Origin of the sequence: Streptococcus halotolerans, assembly GCF_001598035.1 — a bacterium.
Lineage (GTDB): Bacteria > Bacillota > Bacilli > Lactobacillales > Streptococcaceae > Streptococcus > Streptococcus halotolerans.
In genome coordinates, this window is record NZ_CP014835.1 from 1,859,979 (window position 1) to 1,871,638 (window position 11,660).

The window sequence follows — 11,660 nt, forward strand, 5'->3', positions numbered from 1 at the left end:
AAATGTTGCAAAAGTACACACAGAATAGAGGATGTCACCAATCGCTCTATTTAACCAAAAATAAAATCTTTACAGGAGAAATGTAGATGCCTACAATTAACCAGTTGGTACGTAAACCACGTAAATCTAAAGTTGAAAAATCAGATTCACCTGCTTTGAATATTGGTTACAACAGTCACAAAAAAGTCCACACTAAATTGTCAGCACCACAAAAACGTGGTGTTGCAACTCGTGTTGGAACAATGACACCTAAAAAACCTAACTCAGCCCTTCGTAAATTTGCTCGTGTACGTTTGAGCAACCTTATTGAAGTAACTGCCTATATCCCTGGTATTGGTCATAACTTGCAAGAACACAGCGTTGTTCTTATCCGTGGTGGTCGTGTAAAAGACCTTCCAGGGGTACGTTATCACATCGTTCGTGGTGCGCTTGATACAGCAGGTGTTGCTGATCGTAAACAAGGCCGTTCTAAATACGGTGCTAAACGTCCTAAAGGGTAATAGAAGGGGGATAAGAGAAAATGAGTCGTAAAAATAGAGCGCCAAAACGCGAAGTATTGCCAGATCCATTGTACAATTCAAAGATTGTTACACGTCTTATCAACCGTGTAATGCTTGATGGTAAACGTGGTACTGCAGCATCAATCGTATATGATGCATTTGCAGAAATCAAAGAAACTACTGGAACAGATGCTCTTGAAGTGTTTGAAACAGCTATGAACAACATCATGCCTGTACTTGAAGTACGTGCACGTCGTGTTGGTGGTTCAAACTACCAAGTTCCAGTTGAAGTGCGTCCAGAACGTCGTGTGACACTTGGCCTACGTTGGTTGGTTAACGCATCACGTGCTCGTGGTGAACACACTATGAAGGATCGTCTTTCAAAAGAGATTATGGATGCTGCTAACAACACTGGTGCATCAGTTAAGAAACGTGAAGATACACATAAAATGGCAGAAGCTAACCGTGCCTTTGCACACTTCCGTTGGTAAGATTAAGATACGAAGACATCTAAAACGCACAGCAGAAATAGAAAATGCGACGAAGAGTTTGTGGACTCTAGGAGGATTTATCTTTTTTGTTTAGCGTTTAGTCTGAGTTCAATGACTTAAGATGTAGGGATGTTTGGTCCCGACTCAATTAAACTAATAAACAGCACTTAACGGGTAGGTCCTGCCTATCCGTTTTTCTTAAATAGTGCTATAATGATATGGTAAAATAAATTTTATAGGAGAAACCTAATGGCTCGCGAATTTTCACTAGCAAAAACTCGTAATATCGGTATCATGGCTCACGTTGATGCTGGTAAAACAACTACTACAGAGCGTATTCTTTATTATACAGGTCGTATCCACAAAATTGGTGAAACACACGAAGGTGCTTCACAAATGGACTGGATGGAACAAGAACAAGAACGTGGTATTACAATCACATCTGCTGCGACAACAGCACAATGGGATGGTCACCGTGTTAACATCATTGATACGCCAGGACACGTTGACTTCACAATTGAAGTGCAACGTTCACTTCGCGTACTTGATGGAGCAGTAACTGTCCTTGACTCTCAGTCAGGTGTAGAACCTCAAACTGAAACAGTTTGGCGCCAAGCAACTGAATATGGAGTTCCTCGTATCGTTTTTGCTAACAAAATGGACAAAATCGGTGCTGATTTCCTTTACTCAGTAAGCACACTTCATGATCGTCTTCAAGCCAATGCACACCCAATTCAATTGCCAATCGGTTCAGAAGATGATTTCCGTGGAATCATCGACTTGATCAAAATGAAAGCTGAAATCTATACCAATGACCTTGGTACAGATATTCTTGAAGAAGATATTCCAGCTGATTACCTTGAGCAGGCTGAAGAATACCGTGAAAAATTGATTGAAGCAGTTGCTGAGACTGATGAAGATCTAATGATGAAATACCTTGAAGGTGAAGAAATTACGAATGAAGAGTTGATGGCTGGTATTCGTAAAGCGACTATCAACGTTGAATTCTTCCCAGTACTTTGTGGTTCAGCCTTCAAAAACAAAGGTGTTCAATTGATGCTTGATGCGGTTATCAACTACCTTCCAAGCCCACTTGACATTCCAGCTATTAAAGGAACAAATCCAGATACAGACGCTGAAGAAGAACGTCCAGCATCTGATGAAGAGCCTTTTGCAGCTCTTGCCTTCAAGATTATGACTGATCCATTCGTAGGTCGTTTGACATTCTTCCGTGTTTACTCTGGTGTTCTTAACTCAGGTTCATACGTCATGAATACTTCAAAAGGTAAGCGTGAGCGTATTGGACGTATCCTTCAAATGCATGCAAACAGCCGTCAAGAGATTGAAACAGTTTATGCTGGTGATATCGCTGCCGCTGTCGGTTTGAAAGATACAACTACTGGTGATTCATTGACTGATGAAAAAGCAAAAGTTATTCTTGAATCAATCAACATTCCAGAACCAGTTATCCAATTGATGGTTGAGCCAAAATCTAAGGCTGACCAAGATAAAATGGGTATTGCCCTTCAAAAACTTGCTGAAGAAGATCCAACATTCCGCGTTGAAACAAACGTTGAAACTGGGGAAACAGTTATTGCTGGTATGGGTGAGCTTCACTTGGATGTCCTTGTTGACCGTATGCGTCGCGAATTCAAAGTTGAAGCGAACGTAGGTGCGCCTCAAGTATCATACCGTGAAACATTCCGTGCTTCTACTCAAGCTCGTGGATTCTTCAAACGTCAATCTGGTGGTAAAGGTCAATTTGGTGATGTTTGGATTGAATTTACACCTAATGAAGAGGGTAAAGGATTTGAGTTTGAAAATGCTATCGTTGGTGGGGTAGTTCCTCGTGAATTTGTTCCAGCGGTTGAAAAAGGTCTTGTAGAATCTATGGAAAACGGTGTTCTTGCTGGTTATCCATTGGTTGACGTTAAAGCTAAACTCTATGATGGTTCATACCACGATGTCGATTCATCTGAAACAGCCTTCAAGATTGCTGCATCACTTGCTCTTAAAGAAGCTGCTAAATCAGCGCAACCTGCTATCCTTGAGCCTATGATGTTAGTTACTGTAACAGTTCCAGAAGAAAACCTTGGAGATGTTATGGGACATGTTACAGCTCGTCGTGGACGTGTAGATGGTATGGAAGCTCATGGTAACAGCCAAATTGTTCGTGCCTATGTTCCACTTGCTGAAATGTTTGGTTATGCAACAACTCTTCGTTCTGCAACTCAAGGACGTGGTACATTCATGATGGTATTTGACCACTATGAAGATGTTCCTAAGTCAGTGCAAGAAGAAATCATCAAGAAAAATTCTGGTGAATAATACATAGCAGTTAAGTGCTTGGAGAATGCCCTCGGGTGTTCTCTTTTGTTTTACAGAAAAAAGCTTGTATTTGCAATTTAGAAGAAATTATTATACAATAATCATGTTGAAAGGTTAGCTGATATATATATTAGTTAATATTTTCACAATAGCTAAGGGAGTAGTCCCTAACATAATTATTTATTGATTTTCATAAGGAGGAAATCACAAATGACAGTTAAAGTTGGTATTAACGGTTTCGGTCGTATCGGACGTCTTGCATTCCGTCGTATCCAAAATGTAGAAGGTGTTGAAGTTGCACGCATCAACGACCTTACAGATCCAGCAATGCTTGCACACTTGTTGAAATATGACACAACTCAAGGTCGTTTCGACGGAACAGTTGAAGTTAAAGACGGTGGATTTGAAGTAAATGGTAAATTCATTAAAGTTTCTGCAGAACGTGAACCAGGAAACATTGACTGGGCAAATGACGGTGTAGAAATCGTACTTGAAGCTACTGGATTCTTCGCTAAAAAAGAAGCTGCTGAACAACACATCCATGAAAATGGTGCTAAAAAAGTTGTTATCACAGCTCCTGGTGGAAACGATGTTAAAACAGTTGTTTTCAACACTAACCACGATATCCTTGATGGTACAGAAACAGTTATCTCAGGTGCTTCATGTACTACAAACTGTCTTGCACCAATGGCAAAAGCTCTTCATGATAACTTCAACGTCGAAAAAGGTCTTATGACAACTATCCATGGTTACACTGGTGACCAAATGGTACTTGACGGACCACACCGTGGTGGTGACCTACGTCGTGCTCGTGCAGCAGCAGCAAACATTGTTCCTAACTCAACAGGTGCTGCAAAAGCTATCGGTCTAGTTATTCCAGAATTGAATGGTAAACTTGACGGTGCTGCACAACGTGTTCCAGTTCCAACAGGTTCAGTTACTGAATTGGTTGTTACTCTTGGACAAAACGTTTCAGTTGAAGAAGTTAATGCTGCAATGAAATCAGCTGCAAATGATTCATACGGCTATACTGAAGATCCAATCGTATCATCAGATATCGTTGGTATGTCATACGGTTCATTGTTTGACGCAACTCAAACTAAAGTACTTGAAGTTGATGGTAAACAATTAGTTAAAGTTGTATCATGGTACGACAACGAAATGTCATACACATCACAACTTGTTCGTACTCTTGAGTACTTCGCAAAAATTGCTAAATAATTGATTTCTAATCAATAGAGAAAGGAGGCTTGCCTCCTTTTTTTTGCATCTAGCTTAGTGTTACAAATGGTGTAAAAGACAGCAGTATAAAAGACTTAGCTGAAACTTTTGTAACTGATTTAATGATGCGACAACATCGATGTCTTCTAAGAAAGGTTGGTAAAGATTTTGCTACTTTTCTTGTAAGAAGGAGTGTTCTTGCCATTTTAAACTTAAAGTAAGGGCTACGAAGATTTGATTATTAGATGTAATAGGTGTATGGTCTTTTGATATTGACAGCAACATATTCCACCGGATTAGTTTTCGAAGCTAGTCTATTGTGTTAAAATAGGCATAGAATATTAGTCATGATGAGTATGGGATGATGTCGTGACCAAGTAAATCATTAGTAACATGCATATATTAGAGAATGGGGGTGACTAATCATCGGACACATTGAACCTAAATATTTACAAATTGCAACACAGATTCGTCAGAAAGTCAAAGATGAATTTTACCCAGTAAATGCTAGCTTACCTGATGGGAAGACGTTAGCAAAAGAATTTAACGTTAGTTTAATGACCTTGAAACGTGCTTTAGATATGTTGGTAGCAGAAGGTTACCTGATTCGAAGACGAGGGGCTGGAACTTTTGTGCGAGATTGGAAGTCAGTTCAAAGGCCTCATATCTATACCCTGAATGGGCCAACAGAGGATTATGGCGAAAAGGTAGAAACTGAAGTTCTGGCTTTTGATGTCATCAGGTCCGATGCAGAGGTAGCAGAGAAATTATCTATCAATGAAGATGATTTTATTTATAAGATTATTAGATTGAGGCACATTGATAAACAACCTAGTATCATGGAGTACACTTATATGCCTCTTGATGTTATTCCTAATCTTAAATATGAACATGTAAAATCGTCTGTTTACCGTTATATTAATGAAAATTTGGGTCGTAAAGTTCATAGCGCTTTTGTAAAAGTAACAGGTGTTCGTCCTAATGCATTGGAGCAAGAAAAGATGCATTTGGTAGAAACTGACTATCTGATGCAGATTGAACAGGTCGTGAGCTTAGATAATTGTAAAGTGTTCGAATATGCTATCTCACACCATCTACCAGACATTTTTGATTTTGAGACTGTGCTTTTTAAACAATGAGCAGAGCCTCGCAAGAAAAGAGGTGCATTTTAAAACGTTGATTAGAAAAGAACATGTGTCTGAGCTTTAAGTCATTAGTAGTTTGATTGATGAATTTGTAGAATCTGTTGAGAAAAAGCTGATACGAGGAAATGGTGACGTTTTAGTGACTATGTCAACTGCTGATATGACGGTTGATGCAATAGTTGGCTATGATTGGTTTTAATCATTTACCAATCAGATATTTTTTAACATTGTTGGACATTAACAAATGGGCGAAATAGCAATACAAAGAAAGGCATTCTTGTCAGAGCTATTTAGCATTGTCTTTGTCATAACAATCTTATATGAGCATATCTAATGATTTTAATTGGGTGTTTCTCTGCTGATTCCTCTAGTTGCGCCTGAATAGTTACTAGAAATATAGTGGCACCTAATTTTCGGATTTAGGTAGTTTGTGACTGATGGCGGTCAGATATGGTGGATGGATGGCTGCTAATAGTAATCAGACAAATAAAGACCTATCCAAATATCAGTCAAATTTCATTAGGATGACCTTGGAGCAATTCAGAGGATATTCCTGTGAAAACTTATGGTACACAGGCGATTTCTTGGCTGATTTTTTAGTTACGGTATTGCTTTAATCTTCCTTTGATCGTTTATTAGTATTAAGTACAATGATAGCTAGACTGATCTGTTAATGGCTATTGGAATGAAAAGCGATTTTTATGTTGAAAAAAATGTGAAATAATTAATTTATTGCTTTCATATCTTGGGTTTCTGGGAATAATTATGTTATAATAGTTTTTGTAAAAAATTAATAAGGAGTCTTACTAATGGCTAAATTAACGCTTAAAGATGTTGAGTTGAAGGGTAAAAAAGTCCTTGTTCGTGTTGACTTTAACGTGCCTTTGAAAGATGGCGTTATCACAAACGATAACCGTATCACAGCAGCTCTTCCAACTATCAAGCACATTGTTGAAGAAGGTGGACGTGCAATCCTTTTCTCTCACCTTGGACGTGTCAAAGAAGAAGCAGATAAAGAAGGTAAATCATTAGCACCTGTTGCCAAAGCTCTTTCTGAAAAACTTGGACAAGAGGTTGCTTTCCCAGGAGCTACTCGTGGTGCTGAATTAGAAGCTGCTATCAATGCTCTTGAAGATGGACAAGTACTTCTTGTTGAAAATACTCGTTTTGAAGACGTTGACGGTAAGAAAGAATCTAAAAATGATCCTGAACTCGGTAGCTACTGGGCTTCACTCGGTGATGGCATCTTTGTTAATGATGCTTTCGGTACAGCTCACCGTGCACACGCGTCAAACGTAGGTATTTCAGCAAATGTTGATAAAGCTGTCGCTGGTTACCTTCTTGAAAATGAGATTGCCTACATCCAAGAAGCAGTTGAAACTCCAGAACGTCCATTTGTGGCTATTCTTGGTGGTTCAAAAGTTTCAGATAAGATTGGTGTTATTGAAAATCTTCTTAATAAAGCTGACAAAGTTCTTATCGGTGGTGGTATGACTTACACATTCTACAAAGCTCAAGGTATCGAAATTGGTAACTCGCTTGTAGAAGAAGATAAATTAGAAGTTGCAAAAGAATTGCTTGAAAAATCAAATGGGAAATTGATCTTGCCAGTTGATTCAAAAGAAGCCAATGCATTTGCAGACTATACTGAAGTACGTGATACTGATGGTGAAGCTGTTTCTGAAGGATTCCTTGGACTTGATATCGGACCTAAATCAATTGCTAAATTCGAAGAAGCTCTTGAAGGTGCTAAAACAGTTGTTTGGAACGGACCAATGGGTGTCTTTGAAAATCCTGACTTCCAAGCTGGTACAATCGGTGTGATGGATGCTATCGTTAAACAACCAGGTGTTAAATCAATCATTGGTGGTGGTGACTCAGCTGCTGCAGCAATCAACCTAGGTCGCGCAGAGAAATTCTCATGGATTTCAACAGGTGGTGGTGCCTCAATGGAACTCCTAGAAGGTAAAGTACTTCCAGGACTTGATGCCCTTACTGAAAAATAAGTTTTTGTTAACTTAATATGCTAAAAGAGAGTGGGAAAGTCGGATTTTCCTACTCTCTTCTTGTTTAATACCTTTCGTCTGTCTCCCAACTTCGAAGCGAGATAAAAAACTTTCGCTGCTATACGGGTGCGCATCGAAGGTTATACCAAAAACTCTAAATGCGATACAATAAAGGTGTTCAAGACTATTGTATAGTTAGATCTTACAAGGCTTTTAAGAAGGTTTGCAAAGCCTAAAGGGGTAACACTTATATTAAGACGGTAAGGAATTAAGGAGGAATGTTGAGTTTCAGTCTATTAATTGTGATAAAATAGATAAGTATTGAAGTGAGGTAATAAGATGCAATTTCGTTTTGATCCTAAGAAATTTCGTTTGGGGATGCGAACTTTTAAAACGGGTCTGTCGGTTTTTCTTGTGTTAGCATTGTTTAGCTTATTTGGCTGGGAGGGTCTTCAAATTGGCGCATTGACTGCTGTCTTTAGTTTGAGAGAAAATTTTGATAAAAGTTTTTCTTTTGGGATGTCACGCATTTTTGGCAATTCAGTTGGTGGTATCTTTGCTTTAATTTATTATCTTTTACGGGAATTATTAGGAGCTGATACGTGGGTTATGCTTGTTTTTGTTCCCATTTTAACCATGTTGACGATTATGATCAATGTCGCTTGTAATAATAAATCTGGCATTATTGGTGGTGTAGCTGCCTTGCTCATTATCACCTTGTCTGTTCCTCGGGGAGATACGATTTTCTATGTGTTCTCAAGAATTTTTGAAACTTTCATTGGTGTTTTCATTGCTATTTTAGTTAATACTGATGTTGATAGAGTTCGTCAGTGGCTAGTTAAAAAGAAGTTTTAGGTTAGTAAGGAGTAAGATTTAGTTGTCTGTCTCCTTATTTTTATATGTCAGAAAAAGTGACATAAGCACTTGACAGCTATAAATTATCAGAATATAATGTACAGGAAAGGAGGTCACATGAAAGGTAAAGAATTGAGACGAACAATGGCCGTTTTCCCGATTGGGACTGTTATGAAATTGACAGATTTAACAGCTAGACAGATTCGCTACTACGAAGACCAAGGATTGATTGATCCTGAGAGAACTCCTGGGAACAGACGCATGTATTCCCTAAATGATATGGACCGTTTGCTGGAAATCAAGGATTTCATTGACGAGGGATTAAATATTGCTGCCATAAAGCATGAATATGCGGAACGTCAAGAAGCCAAGCGCTCGAAGCAGAAATCTTTGACTGATGCTGATGTTCGTCGTATCCTTCATGATGAACTTCTTAATCAAGGAGGATTTCAAAATCCTTCATCACATTTAAATCATTTACAATCTGGAATGATGCGTAAATAAATCTGCCTCATATTCTTAAAAAGGAGCTCAAATGGCACTTACAGTAGCTGATATCAAACAAGATATCAAAGATAAAAATGTTACATTCTTACGCTTGATGTTTACCGATATCTTGGGAACCATGAAAAATGTCGAAATCCCAGCGACCGATGAGCAAGTTGAAAAAGTCTTATCCAATAAGGCGATGTTTGACGGCTCGTCAATTGAAGGATTTGTGCGTATCAATGAATCTGACATGTACCTATACCCTGACCTTGATACATGGACTGTTTTCCCCTGGGGGGATGAAAATGGTGCTGTAGCTGGTTTGATTTGTGATATTTACACGTCAGAAGGCCAACCATTTGCTGGTGACCCTCGTGGTAATTTGAAACGTTCATTGGAACACATGGAAGAAGTTGGTTTCAAATCATTTAATTTGGGTCCTGAACCAGAATTTTTCCTTTTCAAACTGAATGATAAAGGCGAACCTACTCTTGATGTCAATGATAAAGGTGGATACTTTGATCTAGCTCCAACTGATTTGGCTGATAATACTCGTCGTGAGATTGTTAATGTCTTGACGGAAATGGGTTTTGAAGTTGAGGCTAGTCACCACGAAGTTGCTGTTGGTCAACATGAAATTGACTTTAAATATGGTGATGTCTTAGAAGCTTGTGATAATATCCAAATGTTTAAGTTGGTTGTTAAAACGATTGCTCGGAAACACGGTTTGTATGCGACTTTTATGGCGAAACCGAAATTTGGCATCGCGGGCTCTGGGATGCATTGCAATATGTCTCTCTTTGATAAAGAGGGTCAGAATGCTTTTTACGATCCTGAAGATAAGAATGGTATGCAGTTGTCTGAGACGGCTTATCATTTTCTCGGTGGCTTGATGAAGCACGCTTATAATTACACAGCTATTATGAATCCGACGGTTAATTCATATAAGCGTTTGGTTCCTGGTTATGAGGCTCCTGTTTACATCGCTTGGGCAGGCCGTAACCGCTCTCCCCTCATTCGCGTTCCTGCTTCTCGTGGCATGAGTACACGGTTGGAATTACGTTCTGTTGACCCAACGGCGAACCCTTATCTAGCTATGGCAGTATTGCTTGAGTCTGGTTTAGATGGTGTTAAAAATAAGATTGAAGCACCAACACCTGTTGAATCTAACATTTATGCTATGTCCGCTGATGAGCGTAAAGCAGCGGGAATTAGCGATCTTCCTTCAACGCTGCACAATGCGATTAAAGCTTTGCAGGAAGATGAAGTTGTTAAGGCAGCGCTTGGTGAACATATTACAACCAACTTTGTTGAAGCAAAACGCCTTGAATGGGCGAGCTATGCTACCTTTGTGTCACAATGGGAAATTGATAATTATTTAGATTTATATTAAAAACGTCTGCTGGTCGTTTCAGGTTGAAGAAAATGTTCATTTTGGACAATTTTCTTCAACCTTTTTTCTTTATCCTGGAATCTAAAAAATCTCTTAGAAGTACTGCCATATCAATACTTTTAAGAGATTTTTTATTTTAGAATATAGTCAAATGAATTAACTTTGAGACAAAGAACTGAGATGCGGACAGTACTTGAGTAGGGCAAGGCGAAAGCGACGATGTCTCAACCTTAATTCAAAAGACTATATAAGGTTATTTCCTCGCTATTTCTCTGTTAGAGAAGGTTTGTTTACGTTTTGGAATGTCTGTGGGACATTTTTAATAAGCCAAGAAAGGAAATGAAGTCGCAACAGTGATTGTCTATAATAGCGTGGTAAGCCATTTTAAAGCTTAGCTTCCTTGAGGTTTAGCAGGATGACTTTGATGCCTTCATTAGGGTGGTTAATAGCGGTATCCCTAAGCTTCTGAGTTTTCAGTGGTGTTATGTGTAATGATGGTAGGCTTTTTTGATTGAGATGCTATTAATGTTACGACTAAGAAAGTAACGGGCTATTTTTTAGAAAACTTAAAGAAAGCTTATTTGCAACTTGAGTGTGATGAATGTCATGTCATCGTCAATAGCATGTCATATTTCTTCGGTAAGATAGACAAGTCTGATAATGAAAGGAAATTTTTAATATGACATCAAAAACTGTTTTTGCAACCTTAGGTCTCGTAGCAGCTTCTGGATTATCTTTAATGACCAGTGGTACTGTTAGTGCTGACCAATACGCTTATCATTATTCTTATGATTACAGCTATCAGAATTATGGGGATCAATATCAAGATGCTGCATGGGGAAGTCAACCAGCAGCCAGTTATGTGCCAGTATCGACAATAAGCTCAAATGGCTATCCAGTTGGGCAATGTACTTGGGGAGCCAAAACTTTGGCACCTTGGGCTGGTAGCAACTGGGGAAATGGTGGTGATTGGACAGTAAGTGCCTCAATAGCAGGATTTGCTACGGGTTCAACACCACAAGTGGGTGCACTAATGGTTTGGACTGACGGTGGTTATGGTCACGTGGCCTATGTCACGGATGTGGCAGCTGATGGTCAAATTCAAGTGATGGAAGCTAATTATAATGGGAACCAAGCTGTTGGGAACTATCGGGGATGGTTTAATCCATTAGCAAGTGGTACCCCAGGAACAGTGTCTTATATTTATCCTAATGTCTAATAACAGATTATCC

At 39.0% G+C, this 11,660-nt stretch carries 9 protein-coding genes and 1 pseudogene; all 10 read left to right on the forward strand.

Annotated elements, in window-relative coordinates:
* Nucleotides 1-86 precede the first annotated feature (86 nt).
* Nucleotides 87-500 (forward strand): 30S ribosomal protein S12, encoded by a 414-nt coding sequence (gene rpsL / locus A2G56_RS08500; protein WP_018366304.1) that lies wholly within the window; start codon nt 87-89, stop codon nt 498-500.
* A gap of 20 nt (nt 501-520) precedes the next feature.
* Entirely contained in the window at nt 521-991 is a 471-nt protein-coding gene (gene rpsG, locus A2G56_RS08505; RefSeq protein ID WP_062711494.1) for a 30S ribosomal protein S7, read from the forward strand.
* Between the two features lie 249 nt (nt 992-1,240).
* Entirely contained in the window at nt 1,241-3,319 is a 2,079-nt protein-coding gene (gene fusA, locus A2G56_RS08510; protein ID WP_062711497.1) for an elongation factor G, read from the forward strand.
* A 210-nt stretch (nt 3,320-3,529) separates the two neighbouring features.
* Entirely contained in the window at nt 3,530-4,540 is a 1,011-nt protein-coding gene (gene gap / locus A2G56_RS08515; RefSeq protein WP_062711500.1) for a type I glyceraldehyde-3-phosphate dehydrogenase, read from the forward strand.
* A 467-nt stretch (nt 4,541-5,007) separates the two neighbouring features.
* A complete protein-coding gene (locus tag A2G56_RS08520) occupies nt 5,008-5,679 on the forward strand; it encodes a GntR family transcriptional regulator (protein WP_237334444.1) in 672 nt (223 codons plus the stop codon).
* Nucleotides 5,680-6,494: 815 nt separating this feature from the next.
* Complete coding sequence (locus tag A2G56_RS08525; protein WP_062711506.1) at nt 6,495-7,691, forward strand: phosphoglycerate kinase; 1,197 nt, start codon at nt 6,495-6,497, stop codon at nt 7,689-7,691.
* A 339-nt stretch (nt 7,692-8,030) separates the two neighbouring features.
* On the forward strand, nt 8,031-8,546 hold the full coding sequence (locus tag A2G56_RS08530) for an FUSC family protein (RefSeq protein ID WP_062711509.1): 516 nt from the start codon (nt 8,031-8,033) through the stop codon (nt 8,544-8,546).
* 117 nt (nt 8,547-8,663) lie between these two features.
* Nucleotides 8,664-9,050 (forward strand): MerR family transcriptional regulator, encoded by a 387-nt coding sequence (locus A2G56_RS08535; RefSeq protein ID WP_062711512.1) that lies wholly within the window; start codon nt 8,664-8,666, stop codon nt 9,048-9,050.
* Nucleotides 9,051-9,081: 31 nt separating this feature from the next.
* A complete protein-coding gene (gene glnA, locus A2G56_RS08540) occupies nt 9,082-10,428 on the forward strand; it encodes a type I glutamate--ammonia ligase (RefSeq protein ID WP_062711515.1) in 1,347 nt (448 codons plus the stop codon).
* A gap of 805 nt (nt 10,429-11,233) precedes the next feature.
* A pseudogene (locus A2G56_RS11020) lies at nt 11,234-11,647 on the forward strand (CHAP domain-containing protein); the annotation flags it as partial.
* Between the last annotated feature and the right edge of the window lie 13 nt (nt 11,648-11,660).

Excerpts from the sequence above, each read along its gene's own strand:
- A2G56_RS08530 (WP_062711509.1), top strand. The coding sequence starts at position 8,031 with ATGCAATTTCGTTTTGATCCTAAGAAATTTCGTTTGGGGATGCGAACT.
- fusA (WP_062711497.1), top strand. The coding sequence starts at position 1,241 with ATGGCTCGCGAATTTTCACTAGCAAAAACTCGTAATATCGGTATCATG.
- A2G56_RS08535 (WP_062711512.1), top strand. The coding sequence starts at position 8,664 with ATGAAAGGTAAAGAATTGAGACGAACAATGGCCGTTTTCCCGATTGGG.
- rpsL (WP_018366304.1), top strand. The coding sequence starts at position 87 with ATGCCTACAATTAACCAGTTGGTACGTAAACCACGTAAATCTAAAGTT.
- glnA (WP_062711515.1), top strand. The coding sequence starts at position 9,082 with ATGGCACTTACAGTAGCTGATATCAAACAAGATATCAAAGATAAAAAT.
- gap (WP_062711500.1), top strand. The coding sequence starts at position 3,530 with ATGACAGTTAAAGTTGGTATTAACGGTTTCGGTCGTATCGGACGTCTT.
- rpsG (WP_062711494.1), top strand. The coding sequence starts at position 521 with ATGAGTCGTAAAAATAGAGCGCCAAAACGCGAAGTATTGCCAGATCCA.
- A2G56_RS08525 (WP_062711506.1), top strand. The coding sequence starts at position 6,495 with ATGGCTAAATTAACGCTTAAAGATGTTGAGTTGAAGGGTAAAAAAGTC.